The 18079-nt window shown below is 42.3% G+C and carries 10 protein-coding genes and 3 tRNA genes; 3 read left to right on the forward strand and 10 right to left on the reverse strand.

Annotation, left to right across the window (positions count from 1 at the left end):
- Positions 1–17 precede the first annotated feature (17 nt).
- The 3 genes from ABDV70_RS05100 to ABDV70_RS05110 all read right to left on the reverse strand — a co-directional run bounded on the left by ABDV70_RS05100 (position 18) and on the right by ABDV70_RS05110 (position 2412).
- Positions 18–93: transfer RNA gene (locus ABDV70_RS05100), tRNA-Glu, on the reverse strand.
- A gap of 49 nt (positions 94–142) precedes the next feature.
- A tRNA-Glu gene (locus ABDV70_RS05105) sits at positions 143–218 on the reverse strand.
- A 772-nt stretch (positions 219–990) separates the two neighbouring features.
- A complete protein-coding gene (locus tag ABDV70_RS05110; protein WP_343595926.1) occupies positions 991–2412 on the reverse strand; it encodes an amino acid permease in 1422 nt (473 codons plus the stop codon).
- 154 nt (positions 2413–2566) lie between these two features.
- Between ABDV70_RS05110 and ABDV70_RS05115 the strand changes: the two genes are divergently transcribed.
- Positions 2567–3463 carry a lysine exporter LysO family protein gene (locus tag ABDV70_RS05115; protein ID WP_343595928.1) on the forward strand — a complete coding sequence of 299 codons (897 nt, stop codon included), beginning with the start codon at positions 2567–2569 and terminating at the stop codon, positions 3461–3463.
- 27 nt (positions 3464–3490) lie between these two features.
- Here the strand turns inward: ABDV70_RS05115 and ABDV70_RS05120 are convergent.
- From ABDV70_RS05120 to pyrC, 3 genes are all read right to left on the reverse strand, one after another.
- Positions 3491–3566: transfer RNA gene (locus ABDV70_RS05120), tRNA-Glu, on the reverse strand.
- Between the two features lie 20 nt (positions 3567–3586).
- A complete protein-coding gene (gene rnt / locus ABDV70_RS05125) occupies positions 3587–4246 on the reverse strand; it encodes a ribonuclease T (RefSeq protein ID WP_343595930.1) in 660 nt (219 codons plus the stop codon).
- Positions 4231–5265 (reverse strand): dihydroorotase, encoded by a 1035-nt coding sequence (pyrC, locus tag ABDV70_RS05130; protein WP_343595931.1) that lies wholly within the window; start codon positions 5263–5265, stop codon positions 4231–4233. Before pyrC ends, rnt begins: the two co-directional genes overlap by 16 nt.
- 148 nt (positions 5266–5413) lie before the next feature.
- Here pyrC and ABDV70_RS05135 point away from each other — a divergent pair, with 148 nt between their 5' ends.
- Positions 5414–6673, forward strand: coding sequence for a GGDEF domain-containing protein (locus ABDV70_RS05135; RefSeq protein WP_343595932.1), 1260 nt, complete (start codon positions 5414–5416; stop codon positions 6671–6673).
- 49 nt (positions 6674–6722) lie between these two features.
- On the opposite strand, the gene argG is transcribed toward ABDV70_RS05135, so the two are convergent.
- The 4 genes from argG to ABDV70_RS05155 form a co-directional block, all read right to left on the reverse strand.
- A complete protein-coding gene (argG, locus tag ABDV70_RS05140) occupies positions 6723–8066 on the reverse strand; it encodes an argininosuccinate synthase (protein ID WP_343595933.1) in 1344 nt (447 codons plus the stop codon).
- A 286-nt stretch (positions 8067–8352) separates the two neighbouring features.
- Positions 8353–9504, reverse strand: a complete 1152-nt coding sequence (locus ABDV70_RS05145; protein ID WP_343595974.1) for an HlyD family type I secretion periplasmic adaptor subunit — start codon at positions 9502–9504, stop codon at positions 8353–8355.
- Positions 9505–9565: 61 nt separating this feature from the next.
- Positions 9566–11704: a type I secretion system permease/ATPase gene (locus ABDV70_RS05150; RefSeq protein WP_343595975.1), complete on the reverse strand. Its 2139-nt coding sequence runs from the start codon at positions 11702–11704 to the stop codon at positions 9566–9568.
- Between the two features lie 8 nt (positions 11705–11712).
- Positions 11713–13185 (reverse strand): TolC family protein, encoded by a 1473-nt coding sequence (locus ABDV70_RS05155; RefSeq protein WP_343595935.1) that lies wholly within the window; start codon positions 13183–13185, stop codon positions 11713–11715.
- Between the two features lie 349 nt (positions 13186–13534).
- Between ABDV70_RS05155 and ABDV70_RS05160 the strand changes: the two genes are divergently transcribed.
- A partial coding sequence (locus ABDV70_RS05160) for a BapA prefix-like domain-containing protein (RefSeq protein ID WP_343595937.1) occupies positions 13535–18079 on the forward strand: 4545 nt, incomplete at its 3' end.

Genomic DNA, 18079 nt, shown 5'->3' on the forward strand with positions numbered 1-18079 from the left:
CTGGGCTTTTTAGAATTTGGCGTCCCTACGGGGATTCGAACCCCGGTTACCGCCGTGAAAGGGCGATGTCCTAGGCCTCTAGACGATAGGGACTTATATGAGGCATTACCTAATGATAACTTGCCTAAATTTTCAGATTTAGTGGCGTCCCTACGGGGATTCGAACCCCGGTTACCGCCGTGAAAGGGCGATGTCCTAGGCCTCTAGACGATAGGGACACATCAGAAGGTGGGCGTATATTAGGGGGAATATAAAAAAGTGTCAAACACTTTTTGAGAAAAAAGTAAGTTTTTTAAGGTGTTTGTTTAAAAAATATTAAATTTATCGAAAAAATATGATTTTTGCTGGAAATATCATCATATTGAATGGGTTACTGTGGTGAAAAAAGATTGGGTCTAGATATTTTTAATGAAACTTAAAAATTTTTGATTGGTTAAAAATACATCTAACGATGCGAGATGCTATAAATGGTTGTTCATTTTTTGTGGTTGCTTGAGCAATATCTTGATCAAATGATTTGCAACAGTGAAAAATAAACAGAGAAAAATTTGCATCGGGAACAGGTTTAAGTGATTTTTCTGAGCAAAGAATGCTCATACTATTCATTCACAGTGTTGTTGGATGTGATACATGATGATCAAGATAGCGCTCTAAAATATTACAAGGCTGTGAGGTAAATGAAGGACTAAATCTTTATATTGTTCTGCTCAAATATCCGAATTGATATAGCTCATCATCATTTTTCCAATAAAGGGAGAATTTTGAATGTGTGTATGAGTAGCCTGTTTGGCTACATAATATGAATGAAGACTTTTGAGTCAATGTAACCAGAGTGCTTGAGTATTTAGATATGACGGGTTTATGCCGTATGTAAAATAATGAGTGTACAAATCTAAAATTATAAAATGAAGTTTAATCTTTGCGATATCTACTGATATAAAAAAGTGCAGCACTTAGCTACACTTTTTTATCAAAACAGAGAGTTAAAAATCAATCTGTTTGTTTTCTATAAAAGATAAAATGGCTTAGGTAGCACAGCGCAATAAAGATAAGGCAGCTATAAAAACCTGGAAGCATAGAACTGTCTTGGGTCATGCTAATACAGGTAATAACACAGAATGCAAAACCTAAGATTGGAGTAAGTGGGAAAAATGGCGCAGCAAAGCGTAAATCACCGACTTTATGTCCAGATTTGTACCATTGTCGACGGAAATTGAATTGGCAGACGCAAATCGCAATCCAGACAATTACCATCGTAAATGCCGCAACACCTAACAAGTTTTTGAAAATAGTTTCAGGCGCAAATTGTTCCGAAAGTAACCCTGGAATGGCACCAAACATGGTGACAATAATGGCAACAATCGGTGTTCCTGATTTAGTAAGTTTGGCAAAAATACGTGGCAATTGCTTTTTGGCAGAGAGCGCCCACATCATGCGTGATGCAGCGTATAAACCTGAATTTGCAGCAGAAAGCAATGCCGTGATAATCACAAAACGAATAATATCTTCAGCGTATGGAATACCAATATAGCTAAATACCGTCACAAAAGGGCTGCTGCTGACTTGGCTTGAGCTTAAGCCTGCTTGTTGGTATGGCAGTAATGCACTAATGACAATAATGGTACCAACAAAGAAAATCAGTAAACGCCAAATGGCAGCATTAATTGCTTTTGGAACATTCTGTGCAGGATCTTCTGTTTCTCCAGCAGCAACACCAATCAGTTCAGTTCCAGAAAAGGCAAAGTTTACAATCAGCATTGTCGAGAAGATTGGAAATAACCCTTGAGGGAACCAGCCCTGAGCCGTCAGGTTATGAAATAGCGGTGCATGGTGCATGCTATGAAATGGGATAATGCCAAAAATTGCCAGCAGTCCCAACAGAATAAAGCCAATAACTGTGACGACTTTTACCAGTGCTAGCCAGAATTCAGATTCGGCAAACATGCGGGTGGAGCTGATATTTAAGATAAAGACCAAAGCTGCAAAGATAACAGTCCAAATCCACATGGAAACGTGTGGAAACCATTCCTGCATCAGCAAAGCGGCTGCGGTAAATTCAGTTCCCAGTGTGGCTGTCCATGTCAGCCAATATAGCCAAGTAATCATATAACCTGTAGCTGGGCCGATATATCGATTGGCATATTCGCCAAATGACCCTGAAACAGGCATGTGTACAGCAAGTTCACCTAAGCAGAGCATCACCATGTATGCAATTAAACCGCCTAGGAAATAAGAGATAATGGCACCTACAGGCCCCGTTTGTGCAATGACTTCACCCGAACCTAAAAACAGGCCTGTGCCAATGGCACCACCTAGTGATAGCATCACGAGGTGTCGGGTACTCATAGCGCGTTTGAGTGGCGCAGAATTGCCCTGATGCGAAGCATCATTCGGAGTTTGAGATGACTGCATGAAAAATAAAAATACAGAATAATGAAGCGGGTTATTGTAGAGAAAACCATTAAATGTGCAATAGTGAACTTAAAGTTGTCTTATTCGTTAGTATTATCGAAAAATGCTACATTAGCAAAAGTTTTGTATGACTTAAATTTGGATAAAAATTAAAATGTTGAGCGTATTGTTTAGTTCATTAGTACCCATTTTATTGGCTTTGGTTTTGGGATGGGGTTTTGGAAAGTTTGCTGCCGCATCGCTAAAACAAAAAATAATTCGAAGCATTACCTATTTGGTGTGGCTACTACTGGTTGCTATAGGCTTTCAATTTGCTGAAGTACTTGCTAATCCACAAATTGGCATATCGGTCTTGTTGCATGCTTTGCTCTATGCTTCAGTGTTGTCGGGTGTAACTTTTTTATTTTTGTATCGAAAAACGGAATTGTCTAAAGCAAATGTGGCGATGCGCAGCTTAAAAGATGTTTTAAGTCCAATCAAAGAATGTGTGATTGCCATGTTGATGGTGGTGTTTGGGATTGTTTTGTATGTAGGCTTCAATCAAAAGTTCTCGACAGAACATTTAGCAAGTAATCTATTGTATATACTTATTTTTTTTATTGGTGTGGATTTCTCTACGGTACAGTTGCAAAGCTTAACCAAACGCCATTTTAGTGTGCCTATTATTACAATTTTGGCGATGGTGGTTTCGGCAGGCATTTTGTCATTATTTACGCATTACTCTGCAACCACTTTAATGATGGTTGGCAGTGGTTTTGGTTGGTTTAGTTTGTCGGGGTCGCTGATTGCAACGCTCACCAATCCTGAATTAGGTAGTTTTGCCTTATTGACTGATTTAATGCGTGAGTTTTATGCGATTGGTTTGTTGTATTTGCTTGGACAACGCATGCCATATCCTGTGATTGGTATATGTGGTGCAACATCAATGGATTCAACTTTGCTTTTTGTAAAAAAGAGCTGTTCAGCGTTAGAGGTACAGATTGCAATTTTTAGTGGATTTATATTAACGCTGCTCGCACCATTTTTGATTGTGCTATTTGCATCGTTTTAATAAAAAAATATAAAGGAAATAAATAGATGGCGTCCCTACGGGGATTCGAACCCCGGTTACCGCCGTGAAAGGGCGATGTCCTAGGCCTCTAGACGATAGGGACGTTGTGAGGATGGCGGTATCTTATTGATCCGCCACCAAACTGTCAAGTACATGTGGTGCGAGTTTGTTTAAAATATAGCAAAACAGTTCAGCAGTCTTCTGTGTATCGTATAAAGCAGAGTGAGCTTCTTTACCATCAAACTCAATTCCTGCCTGAATACATGATTTTGCTAAAACCGTTTGTCCAAACATAACTGCACTTAAAGTCACGGTATCAAACACAGAAAAACTGTGAAAAGGACTCTGATTTTTAGTTCCTGTCCGAGCAATTGCTGCTTGTAAGAACCCTAAGTCGAAATGTGCATTGTGCCCAACCAAAACGGCATGAGTACATTGTTGTTGACGACGAACAGCAGTTAGTTCTTTAAAAATACGTTTTAAAGCTGACTTCTCATCTTCTGCCATAGCAACCCGTAGTGGATTGAAGGGGTCAATCCCAATAAAATCGAGTGATCTTCGGTCTAGATTTGCCCCTTCAAAAGGGTTGATATGTGCATGTAATGCCTCACCTGGCACAAATTGACCTTGTTCATTGTAAAGAATAGGAATACATGCAATTTCAAGTAGAGCATCGGTTTGCGCATTAAAACCCGCAGTTTCGACATCGACGACAATAGGTAGAAAACCTCGAAAACGTTGACCTATGATTGGAGCCGTTGAATCAGTCACACTTTTCTCCATTGGATGGTTTTACCTGCATAAAGCGGGATAATTTTTTGATTATCCAAATAGTCGAAACTTTCAGGAATTACTTGTTCTTCTTGCGCCAATGTAATGGTGTTGGTGTTGCGTGGCAAGCCATAGAAGTCTGCACCAAAGAAGCTTGCAAAGCCTTCTAAACGGTCAATTTTACCCATCTGATCAAATGCTTGCGCATAAAGTTCAATGGCGGTTGGTGCACTATAACAACCCGCACAGCCACAAGCATTTTCTTTGGCATGTTGCGCATGTGGTGCGCTATCTGTTCCTAGGAAAAATTTAGGATTACCACTGGTTGCCACTTCAAGCAATGTGGTTTGGTGTTGCTGGCGTTTTAAGATGGGTAAGCAATAAAAATGCGGTTTAATACCACCGACCAACATATCATTGCGGTTAAACAATAAGTGCTGAGGTGTAATGGTCGCTGCAACATTACGGTCTTGTTCTAAGACAAAATGCGCTGCTTCACTGGTGGTGATGTGTTCGAGAACAATTTTGAGTTCAGGAAATTGTTTTAATAACGGAGAAAGCACTTCATCTAAAAAGCGTTTTTCACGATCAAAAATATCAATATGTGAATGTGTCACTTCACCGTGGAGTAACAGCGGAACTTGATGTTTTTCGAGTTGTTCAATGACGGCATAAACTTTACGAATATCACTGACACCATTGTCGGAATTCGTGGTTGCACCCGCAGGATAAAGTTTAATCGCATTGACATGCGCTGAATCTTTTATTTTTTTTACTTCTTCAGGCGAAGTATGGTCGGTAAAATACAGCACCATACGTGGGTCAAATTCCACGCCTTCAGGAACATGGCTTAAAATTCTTTCACGATATGCTTGTGCTTCTTCAACCGTTTTTACTGGTGGAACAAGATTCGGCATGCAAATCGCACGGGAAAACTGTTTTGCGAGGTCTGGGACGGTGCGTTTTAGCGCAAGACCATCACGCAAATGAGCATGCCAATCATCTGGCTGAATAAGTGTAATCGTTTTCAAGGGGATTCAAGCTAAAAATAAAGTAAATGATAATGCAATTTAAGTCAGAATGGTAACTTTCAAGTAGAAGAAATGTTGTAATTAGAAGGATATATTTTTAAAAATTATGCTAATTTTAACTGAGGGGAAGCATGTTTAGGGTTAAAGCATGACATATAACTCAGATATTGCGACATTACAAGCTCAAAAGCATGAAATTACAGCAATTTTAACCGAGCATGAGAGAAAAGCAGGGCATCCACTACCAGAGCCTTACGAGGCTGAATTTTGGGTTTATTTTCGGCAAAAAAACAAGGATAGTCTGCTGGTCTTTTTCAGGTCTGGTATTCTTATTTATCTGGTCTTTGGTCTTTTTATTTTAGTTCGAAATTATTTTATTATTCCAGATGAATATTATTCGCATGATTATTGGCGTTGTGCATTAAATGTTTCGAATGGGGCAGTGTGTTTATTTTTATTATTCTTTTTAGCCAAAAATAAAAAAAATGATCAGTGGTTTAGTTATATTGCATTGTTTTTAGTGAATTGGGTTATTTTTATAACCTCGATTCTCATTATGTCACTCTATACAGTGTCATTAAAGTTACAATTTATTTTTATTGCATTTGGTTTTGTTTTTGGCTACTTGGCCACAGGTGTAAAGCCGATTCAAATGTTTGTTTCGGGGATATTGTCTACACTGGGTGTTTTTATATTTTTAATACATCAACGAATAGATTTTGATCCTATTTTGACATCACGTGTTTTTATTGGAAGTAATCTAGTCGGTTTCGCAATTACCAAGATTATTAATTATAAAGAGCGCACCAGTTTTTTAAAAACCAAACTTATTGAAATTGATCAATATATTTTAAAAGATTATAACATTCGTTTATTAAAGCTGTGTAATAGTGATGGTTTGACAGCAATTTCTAATCGTCGAAGTTTGGATGAAACGTTAGAGCAATATTATACGATAGCACGATATAATCAGACGCCACTTGCGGTGTTGTTTATCGATATTGATTATTTTAAGGCATATAATGATTTTTATGGACATCCTCAAGGAGATGTTGTTTTAAAGAAAATTGCTCAGACCATTCAAAATCAAATACGACATTCAGATTTTGTAGCACGTTATGGCGGGGAAGAATTTGTGGTCTTATTTCCAAATACTTCTGCTCATTATGCAAATGAATTAGCGGAAATGTTGATTAATCAAATTGATCGATTGGAAATTGAGCATAAAAAGTCAGAGATTGCACCTTATGTAACGATTAGTGTTGGGGTGATGTTATACCAAGGTGAACCACACTTTTCACCTCACATGTTATTATTATTTGCAGATCAGGCGTTGTATCATGCCAAAACTTTAGGTCGGCATCAGAGTTACCAATACGTTATTTCAGATGATCTAAATAAAGCATAAAAAAAAGCCAGCATTTTTATGCTGACTTTTCCTTGAGACAAGAAAGAGATTATTTTTTCTTGTTTTCTAATTGTGGTACTGCCGAGCCTTGTGCAATAGACAAGAGTCCTGCATTGCTATAGATACCCAATTTTGCACGTGTATCGATAATATCAAGATTACGCATCGTAAGCTGACCGATACGATCCATTGGTGTAAAGGTTGAATCACCTTTTTCCATGGTTAGACGTTCTGCTTCATAAGTCAGGTTAGGTGACTCGGTGTTCATGATCGTAAAGTCATTACCGCGACGAAGTTCAAGTGTTACTGTACCTGTAATTGCTTTTGCAACCCAACGCTGTGCAGTTTCACGAAGCATCAATGCTTGAGAGTCGAACCAGCGACCTTGGTAAAGTAAACGACCTAAACGTAAACCGTTGATGCGGTATTGTTCAATCGTATCTTCGTTATGAATCCCTGTAACAAGGCGTTCATAAGTGATATGAAGTAGTGCCATCCCCGGTGCTTCATAGATACCACGAGATTTTGCTTCAATGATACGGTTTTCGATTTGATCAGACATACCCAAACCATGACGACCACCAATACGGTTTGCTTCAAGAATGAGTTCAACTGGATTGTCAAAGCGTTGACCGTTCAATGCAACTGGCATACCTTCTTCGAAAGTAACAGAAACTTCTTCAGGTTTAATTTCGACTTCATCTTTCCAAAAAGCAACGCCCATGATTGGCTCTACGATTTTGATACCTGCATTTAGGTATTCAAGATCTTTCGCTTCGTGAGTTGCGCCTAGCATGTTAGAGTCAGTTGAGTAGGCTTTTTCTTTTGACATTTTATAGTCAAAACCGTTGTCGATCAGGAACTGAGACATTTCAGCACGACCGCCCAACTCATCAATAAACTGTTGGTCTAACCAAGGTTTATAGATTTTAAGGGCAGGGTTGGTCAACAAACCGTAACGGTAGAAACGCTCGATGTCGTTTCCTTTATAAGTAGAACCATCGCCCCAGATATTGACATCATCTTCTTTCATGGCAGTAACAAGCATGGTTCCTGTTACCGCACGACCAAGTGGTGTGGTGTTGAAGTAAGGTACACCGCCTGTGCTGATATGAAATGCGCCACATTGAATTGCAGCAATACCTTCAAGTGCCAACTGTAAACGGCAGTCAACTAAACGTGCTTTAATTGCACCATATTGTTCTGCTTTTTTAGGAATGGCATCGTAATCATCTTCATCTGGTTGACCCAAGTTTGCAGTATACGCATAAGGCTCTGCACCCTTTTGTTTCATCCACAATAAAGCTGCTGAAGTATCTAAACCACCAGAAAAGGCAATACCAACTTTTTTGCCTACTGGTACATGCTGCAAGATTGTTGCATTATCAGTCATTGCTAGTCCTAACTTATAAATAGGCACCACGAAGAGGGCTGCCCTGAAAATTTGTAAACGTTCTATTGTAACACTTTCATTCCAGATATTTTTGCTAAAAATACGGCTGAATGTGACTTTCGTTCAGGGTATTCTTAGCAAAAAAGTGGATGAAACTCTACCTCGTTTAAGTTTGCCGAAAAAGAGACGTCTTGAAAAGTAAAAAAATTATAAACGGCTTTTTAAATCCTTTTGATCTTGGAACGCGGGGAATCAAAAGGATAAAAAGCCGTATTGGGAAGGCGTGTTAACGTTCGCGTAATGCTTCTTTAGCTTTGTTAAATGGTTTAAGTAAGTAGTCTAAAACGGTTTTTTCACCTGTTTGAATATCGACAGTTGCAACCATACCGGGAGTAATCGCAAATTTCTGGCCTGCTTTGTTGACTAATTTGTCTGTATTGGTTCGGATATAAACACGATAATAGAACTGGTCTTGTTTAACTTCATCACGCAGGGTATCGGGTGAGATCACCACGACTTTTCCTGCTAGTCCACCATAAATTGAGTAATCGTAGGCGGTAATTTTGACCAGTGCAGACTGTCCGGGATGAATGAATGCAATATCTTTTGGTGAGATTCGTGCTTCAATCAAAAGTTGTTCATCTAAAGGTACAATCGTCATGACTTTACCATTTTGTGGGATAACCCCTCCAATGGTATTCACCTCAAGCTCTTTTACAATACCGCGCACGGGAGCATAAAAGGTTGAACGCTTGACCGAGTCGTTACGACCATTAATGACTTGTTGCAGCGATTGAATATCAGCATTGGCCTGAGCTAATTCTTCACGTGCTTTAACGTAGTAGTCATTGCGTTTATCGCTAATTTGATTTTCAAAATTATTGATGTCACGTTTGAGACGTAGCACTTCCACTTCCGAAGCAGCACCTTTGGTGACCAGTGGTTCCGTCATTGCCAATTCATTTTTGACTAATCCAAGCGCATGCGTTAAACCATTGATTGAATCATTTAAATTTTCACGTCGTGAAGCGTAAAGTGCGGTTTCTTCTCGGACAAGGCCCGACATGTGGCGTACAGATTTTGGAAAGACCAGCGGTGTTCCATTGACTTCAGCTTCCAATCGGGCTGCTTTTGCTTGGGCTGCGTATAATTTGGATTGGCTTTCACCGACTTGTGATTCAAATCGTGTTGGGTCAAGTTGGGCAAGAATTTGTCCTTTTTTGACAATATCTCCTTCTTTGACATCTAGTTTTGTGACCACACCGCCATCTAAAGATTGAATAATTTGTTCTTTAGAAGAGGGAATAACTTTCCCTGTTCCTGTTGAAACTTCTTCTAGTTTAAACCACCACGCCCATACAAATAAGACTGAAAGCCCAATCATAATAATCCAGATGATCCATGAGGGTCTGGGTAAAGACGGCTCTTTTGTGACCATTTCAGTTGGGTTGGTAGGTCTTGTTGGTGTTGCTGATGTTGGTATTCCTTGAGTCGATGCGTTATGCTGCTCCATGTTGACTCTCCGAAGTATTTGATTTATTAGTGTTTAATATAATATCGCGTGGTCCATCTTTAATGATTCGTCCTTCATGAAGAACAATAATCCGATCAACCAATTGCAAAATCGCAGGGCGGTGTGTTGCGACAACCAAAGTTCGATGTGTAGACCATTTTTTTAACTGTTCTACAATGATTTTTTCGCTGACATCATCGAGTGCTGCGCTTGGTTCATCAAAAAGCACAATATTGGTATCACGCAAAATATGTTGTGCCAAAAGTAAGGCCTGACGTTGTCCACCCGAAAAGCCAATCCCTCCTTCTAAAATAAGATGGTCGAGTCCTTCTTTCTTTTGATTCACGATATCTAGCGCATTTGCAATTTTTAAAGCATGAAAAATTTCTTGGTCTGTTGCAGTAGGGGCTCCAAGTTTTAAATTTTCTCGGATGGTGCCATAAAACAAATGCGCACCTTGATTGAGGAGGGTCATATCTCGGCGAATATCGTCAGGATCAAGGAGAGACATTTCAATATGGTCTAATGTTATTGAGCCTTGTGTTGTGGTTTGCATTCCAGAGAGCAGTTGTAACAGTGAAGATTTTCCCGCACCATTTCGCCCTAGAATTGCAATTTTTTCTCCAGCCTTGATGTGTAGGTTTGGAATATTGAGAATAGCCTGATTATCATCTTCATTGTATTTAAAGATAACATTGCTGAATTGATAGTCGCCCCGAATGTTGTTTTTCTGAATCATGTTGCTACGTTCAGGATGATCGACAGGTTTTTGCATTAAGTCATCCAGTCCTTTCTTTGCCACCTTCACTTGCTGCCAGCGTCCGAGGACTGCCGTAATTTGAGAAATAGGCGCTAGCATCCGAGAAGATAAAATTGAACAGGCTACCAGTGCCCCTGTTGTCATTGAACCATCAATAACGGCAAAGCAGCCGACTAAAACAATAATGGCATAGGTTAATCCCTGTAATTTTGCTGTCCAAGCATTGAGCCATCCTGTGATTTTACGTTGTTGCATGCCGACATCAGCAGAAACCTGATTCATATGATGCCACTGGTTTTGAAAGCGTTGTTCGGCACGAAGGAGCTTAATTTCTTCAATTCCCTGTACCGCTTCAACTAAAATGGCATTACGAATTGCGCTTTCACGCATGCCTTGCTGAGATAAAATAGCCAGTTTCTTTTGTGCGATAATGGCAGGGATAATCATTAACGGTACAATGAGTAAAATAACCCAAAATAAATTGCCCCCGATAATCCAGAAAATACACAGAAATAAAAGGAAAAAGGGTAAATCTGCAACTGCGCCAATGGTGGTTGAAGTAATAAGTTCCCGAACATTTTCCAGTTCACGGATTTGTGAAATGAAGGTTCCTGTAGATTTTGACCGTGCGCTATTTTTGATATGTAAGGCGTGACCAAAAACATAATCGGAAATTTTTAAATCAGATCTTTTTCCTAAAAGGTCTGAAAGATGCACACGAGAAATACGCAAAATAAATTCAAGGATAGCAGCAATGAGTACACCGCCTGCTAAAACCCAGAGCGTAGGGATAGACTGTGAAGGAACAACACGGTCATAAACCTGCATGGAAAAAATAATGGTTGCTAGTGCTAAAATATTGGCAGCAAGTGAAGCAACCGCAATATCGATATAGCGTTTCCAGTCATGTAAAATAATTTTCCAGAACCAATTTTGTTGGTACGGTTTGATATATTCATCGACCCGAATATCGGGAATGGAACTTTCTGGACGACAAATATAAATTTGTTTGACCTGATGTTCTAATTCATCAACATGAAAGCTCTGAAATAACCCCTGATCTCCACTAAATTGAAGATTCATTTGCCCCGTTTGATCAATTTTATCTAGAACAGCAATTTGCCCATCGTTCAGTTCTAAAATTAAAGGCAGTTGCCATGCGGTAATCTGATTAAGCCTAGCATCTGCCTTACGCATTTTTAACCCAATTTGTCGAACCGTCGCATGTAAAAAATCATCAACATGCTCATATTTGTTCCATTGGGTTTGTAGTAGAAGTTGTTCATGGGAAACTTCAATTCGATAATGTGATGCAATAATATTTAGGGCTTGCAGCCATGATTGAAATTGATGATCTGTGATTATGCTTTGGTTCATGGCTGTACCTCAAAACCTTGTATATTCTGATTATTTAGGTCATAAACATCACGGCTTTTCCCAACGACAGCAATATAATCCGTAATTGTATTATAGATGTCGAAGCGGACGGTTTCGCGTTCGGCTTTTGAACTGTGATAGGACTGTTCTGAACTCAATAAGTCTAAAATTGAGCGTTTGCCTAATTTGTATTGTTCTTCATAGAGCTCTTGAGTTTTCTCTGTGGATTGTTCCCGATTACGTAAAATTTCGATTTGGCGTTGGGCATTATCAATAATTTCCATATCATTACGTGTACTTTGTAAGACATTGAGATAAGCTGCATCTAACTTTGCTTTTGCGGCTTGCTCTGCATAATTGGCAGAATTGATTTGTGCCCGTATTGCACCCCCCTGATAAAAATTACTACTCATGGATAAATAAATGGAACTATCTGTATCGTTACGTCGGCCTGTATTGGGGTTTATGCCATTAAGGGCTTTATTAACCGAGCCAACCAAAGAGAACGTCGGATAAGGGCTGAGTTTGGTTTTTTCTTTTTCGTATTTTGCGACATTAATCTCTGCCTCTGCTGCGATCATGCTTGGAATCGTATTGAGCTGAGGTGCACTATATAAACCAGATGTTTGAATAAATGAATCTGGAATCATAAATTGTGTCGCTGATATATCAAAACCTAAGAGTGTGCGTAATTTTTGTTCTTGTTGTCTTAAATTGCTTTGTTGGGTAATTAAATATGACTGTGCATATTCGACATAACTTTTGGCTTGTACGGGGTCAGCTTGGCTACTAATACCAGCATTGGCACGTAATCGGGCGATTTCATATAGGCGTTGCAAACCTTGCAATTGTTTTTCTGCGATATTCATTAATGAGCGATAACGCAAAACATTAAAAACAGCCTGAGAGGTCACTGTTGCAATCTGATCCATTGCAATTAGGACATTGGCTTGTTCTAAAACCTGTTTGGATTTTTGAATATCAACATTGGTTTTGGTTTTTCCAAAATCATAAACCATTTGAGAAGCGTTGATGGTGTAAACCTGCCGTCCCCGTTGTGCCGAATCAAAATCACCTGTTTGGATACCACCAGACAATTGAGGGTAATAAGCGGCCTGCGCAACCCGAATATTTGAGTTTTGTGTTGATAGATCTGCAATTGCACTGGTGATAGAAGGGTGGCGTGCAACAGCAATCAGAATCACTTCATTTAAATTTAATGTTTGTTTTGGACTAATGTGAGGAGCAAGAATATTCTGGTCTGAAGGAGGGGGTTCTCTACCAACAATGGGGAGTTCATTTAGACGACTATTAGGTACAACATTGAAATTTGAAACATCTGCTAATTTTAAGGTTTTGAAGTCATCTTTCGAAGAGTCGTTGAAGATGTGGTGGATCAAGCCAGTAGAAGGAGGAGGAACCTCTTGGGCAAAACCATGTTGTGTTGTAAAACTGAGAAGATAAATCAAGAGAATCTTATTAAGACATATCTTGTTTCTTTTAATTTTAATCATTGATAAATAAGCCTTTTTTATTATTTGATCACCGCTAAGAATAAATAAAAATTATTAATTTCATATAGATAGATCCTTTTTTATCTGGTTGTTGAAATGATTAACTTCATGAATAATAAATTATGTTGTTGCTATTTAAGCAAAAAAAAATTATATATACAATAGGTAGACTAAACCAGTAGACATTTAAAAGTTTACCACTTGAGAAAAAGAATTGTTGCAAAAAATCAGACTTTTAACTCTTATTTTTATGATTTTTTAATAGGGTGAGAGTGAAAGAAAATTAAATATGAGGAAACAGACCATGACTGGATCAGTTGTTTCAAAAATTACGCATCAAACCATTCAACAAAATATTGGAGAGAATATAAGTTTAGGGGAGGGAAATTCAGTCATTATTCAGCATTTAAACCCTCAAACGATTTCTGCAATTAGCCGGCAAGGCAAGTCATTAATAATAAAATTAGATACTGGTAAAGAAATTACAATTAATAATTATTTTAGTGATGGGGATGATAAAACAACAAATAGTCTGGTTATTCAAAATGCTGATGGAAAACTTTATTTAGTCAATGTTGAAGAAAGTCTAGTTAAAACAGTAAATTATAGCGCCCTATCTGATATAGAACCTTTGCTTTATGATGAGAGTGGTACTTCTGATACTTTACTTGCAGTAGGTGCAATTGCGCTAGGTGGCGGAGTTGCTATTGCAGCTGCCAATAGCCACGGTAGTGATAAAACATCAAATTTCTCTGATACAACAGCACCAGCTGCCCCTACAGATGTGAAGGTCAGTACAGATGGTTTAACCGTGACTGGTAAAGCGGAAGCCGGCTCTACCGTTACCATTAAAGATGCATCGGGCAAGGTAATTGGAACAAGTACGGCAGGAGCTGACGGTACCTTTAAAACGGAACTTGGTAGCCCTACAGATGGCGGCAAAATCACAGTGACTGCTACAGACAGTGCTGGAAATATTTCAAATCCGACGATTGTGGACACGCCAGATAAGGTTGCACCTGCTGAACCTACAGATGTGGCAGTCAGTACAGATGGTTTAACTGTGACTGGTAAAGCGGAAGCTGGCTCTACTGTTACCATTAAAGATGCGTCGGGCAATGTGATTGGAACAAGTACAGTTGACCCAGATGGTCATTTTAGTGTGCCTCTGGAAACAGGTTTAAAAAATGGCGAATCTGTAATCATTACTGCAAAAGATGCTGCAGGTAATGAATCTGTGCCAGCCACAACGACCTATACGGGTGGTGCTGGAGATACTGGAAGTACAGGTGAAACGGGTACGACAGGTGGCACAGGCTCTACCGGTGAAACAGGCACCACAGGTGGCACAGGCTCAACCGGTGAAACCGGCACCACAGGTGGCACAGGCTCTACTGGAGAAACAGGTACCACAGGCGGTACTGGCTCAACCGGTGAAACGGGCACCACAGGTGGCACTGGCTCAACTGGTGAAACTGGAACTACAGGGGGTACTGGCTCTACCGGTGAAACTGGAACCACAGGTGGTACAGGCTCAACGGGTGAAACGGGTACCACAGGTGGCACTGGCTCTACTGGAGAAACTGGAACTACAGGCGGTACAGGCTCTACCGGTGAAACAGGCACCACAGGCGGTACAGGCTCTACTGGTGAAACGGGCACGACAGGCGGCACGGGCTCTACTGGTGAAACCGGCACCACAGGCGGTACGGGCTCTACTGGTGAAACGGGCATCACAGGCGGTACGGGTTCTACGGGTGAAACAGGCACCACAGGTGGCACAGGTTCTACGGGTGAAACAGGCACCACAGGTGGCACAGGTTCTACCGGTGAAACAGGCACCACAGGCGGTACTGGCTCTACCGGTGAAACGGGTACGACAGGCAGCACAGGCTCTACCGGTGAAACGGGTACGACAGGCAGCACAGGCTCAACCGGTGAAACAGGCACCACAGGTGGCACAGGCTCTACTGGAGAAACAGGTACCACAGGCGGTACTGGCTCAACCGGTGAAACGGGCACCACAGGTGGCACTGGCTCAACTGGTGAAACTGGAACTACAGGGGGTACTGGCTCTACCGGTGAAACTGGAACCACAGGTGGTACAGGCTCAACGGGTGAAACGGGTACCACAGGTGGCACTGGCTCTACTGGAGAAACTGGAACTACAGGCGGTACAGGCTCTACCGGTGAAACAGGCACCACAGGCGGTACAGGCTCTACTGGTGAAACGGGCACGACAGGCGGCACGGGCTCTACTGGTGAAACCGGCACCACAGGCGGTACGGGCTCTACTGGTGAAACGGGCATCACAGGCGGTACGGGTTCTACGGGTGAAACAGGCACCACAGGTGGCACAGGTTCTACGGGTGAAACAGGCACCACAGGTGGCACAGGTTCTACCGGTGAAACAGGCACCACAGGCGGTACTGGCTCTACCGGTGAAACGGGTACGACAGGCAGCACAGGCTCTACCGGTGAAACGGGTACGACAGGCAGCACAGGCTCAACCGGTGAAACAGGCACCACAGGTGGCACAGGTTCTACCGGTGAAACAGGCACCACAGGTGGCACAGGCTCTACCGGTGAAACGGGTACGACAGGTGGTACAGGCTCAACTGGTGAAACGGGTACGACAGGTGGCACAGGCTCAACTGGTGAAACTGGAACTACAGGGGGTACTGGCTCTACCGGTGAAACTGGAACCACAGGTGGTACGGGTTCTACTGGAGAAACTGGCACGACAGGCGGTACGGGTTCTACTGGCGAAACGGGTACGACAGGCTCTACCGGTGAAACTGGAACTACAGGCGGTACAGGTTCTACTGGAGAAACTGGAACTACAGGGGGTACTGGCTCTACTGGAGAAACTGGAACTACAGGCAGCACAGGCTCTACCGGTGAAACAGGCACCACAGGTGGTACTGGCTCTACTGGAGAAACAGGCACCACAGGTGGCACAGGCTCTACTGGAGAAACTGGAACTACAGGCGGCACAGGTTCTACCGGTGAAACAGGAGCTACAGGTGGCACTGGCTCTACCGGTGAAACAGGCACCACAGGTGGCACAGGCTCAACCGGTGAAACTGGAACTACAGGGGGGACTGGCTCTACCGGTGAAACTGGAACTACAGGTGGCACAGGCTCTACCGGTGAAACAGGCACCACAGGTGGTACAGGCTCAACAGGCGAAACTGGAACTACAGGCAGCACAGGCTCTACCGGTGAAACAGGCACCACAGGTGGTACTGGCTCTACTGGAGAAACTGGAACTACAGGCAGCACAGGCTCAACGGGTGAAACAGGCACCACAGGTGGTACGGGTTCTACTGGAGAAACAGGCACCACAGGTGGCACGGGTTCTACTGGCGAAACGGGTACGACAGGCTCTACCGGTGAAACTGGAACTACAGGCGGTACAGGTTCTACTGGAGAAACTGGAACTACAGGGGGTACTGGCTCTACTGGAGAAACTGGAACTACAGGCAGCACAGGCTCTACCGGTGAAACAGGCACCACAGGTGGTACGGGTTCTACTGGAGAAACAGGCACCACAGGTGGCACTGGCTCTACCGGTGAAACAGGAACTACAGGCGGCACAGGTTCTACCGGTGAAACTGGCACGACGGGTAGTACAGGCTCTACCGGTGAAACTGGAACTACAGGTGGCACAGGCTCTACCGGTGAAACAGGCACCACAGGTGGTACAGGCTCAACAGGCGAAACTGGAACTACAGGCAGCACAGGCTCTACCGGTGAAACAGGCACCACAGGTGGTACAGGCTCAACCGGTGAAACTGGAACTACAGGTGGCACGGGTTCTACTGGAGAAACTGGCACCACAGGTGGCACGGGTGATACGGGAAGTACTGGTTCAGTTATACCTCCTGAAGCAGTTAAGATTGGTGATGGAAGTGCATATATCACTGCCAATGAAATTACGACAACAGCAGGTAAACAAACAGTTGATGTCACAGTTACCTTACCAGCGCAAGGTGTAAATGTTGGTGATACGATTATTGTTCACTATGGTGCAGGTAGTAACGACTACGTTGAACATTTAGTCGTAGCGGGAGATCTTATTGCAGATGCAAACGGTGTAATCAATGTCATTATTCCAATACCATCCCCAGCAGAAGGTATCGTTCTAACTGTTGAAGCCAGCATAAAAGATACAGCAAATCATGAATCTACTGCTGTATCTGCGTCAGCAGAAGTAGACACTATTAATCCAGCGAGCCTGGCCGCGCCAAGCTTAGCCGTGGATACCGGAAGCAGTAACAGTGACGGCATCAGCAGCAATGGCACGATCCATGTGGATACCACGGGTCTTGAAACTGGCGCATTGTGGCAATACAGCACCGATAGCGGTACGACTTGGACGACAGGAACAGGCAACAGCTTTAACCTGGCAGAAGGCAGTTATACCGCAGGGATGGTGCAAATCCATCAAGTGGATGCCGCGGGCAATGTGGGTAGTGCGAGCAGCTTAGGTGCAGTGACCATTGACCAAACCAATCCAGCGAGCCTGCCACTACCAAGCTTAGCCGTGGATACCGGAAGCAGTAACAGTGACGGCATCAGCAGCAATGGCACGATCCATGTGGATACCACGGGTCTTGAAACTGGCGCATTGTGGCAATACAGCACCGATGGTGGTACGACTTGGACGACAGGAACAGGCAACAGCTTTAACCTGGCCGAAGGCAGCTATACCGCAGATACCGTACAGATCCGTCAAGTGGATGCCGCGGGCAATGTGGGTAGTGCGAGCAGCTTAGGTGCAGTGACCATTGACCAAACCAATCCAGCGAGCCTGCCACTACCAAGCTTAGCCGTGGATACCGGA

The sequence above is a fragment of the Acinetobacter sp. genome (assembly GCF_039596015.1).
GTDB lineage: Bacteria > Pseudomonadota > Gammaproteobacteria > Pseudomonadales > Moraxellaceae > Acinetobacter.

Bases quoted from the DNA above. Each gene is read 5' to 3' on its own strand.
- ABDV70_RS05110 (WP_343595926.1), bottom strand. From the start codon at position 2,412: ATGCAGTCATCTCAAACTCCGAATGATGCTTCGCATCAGGGCAATTCT.
- ABDV70_RS05115 (WP_343595928.1), top strand. From the start codon at position 2,567: ATGTTGAGCGTATTGTTTAGTTCATTAGTACCCATTTTATTGGCTTTG.
- rnt (WP_343595930.1), bottom strand. From the start codon at position 4,246: ATGGAGAAAAGTGTGACTGATTCAACGGCTCCAATCATAGGTCAACGT.
- ABDV70_RS05135 (WP_343595932.1), top strand. From the start codon at position 5,414: ATGACATATAACTCAGATATTGCGACATTACAAGCTCAAAAGCATGAA.
- argG (WP_343595933.1), bottom strand. From the start codon at position 8,066: ATGACTGATAATGCAACAATCTTGCAGCATGTACCAGTAGGCAAAAAA.
- ABDV70_RS05145 (WP_343595974.1), bottom strand. From the start codon at position 9,504: ATGGTCACAAAAGAGCCGTCTTTACCCAGACCCTCATGGATCATCTGG.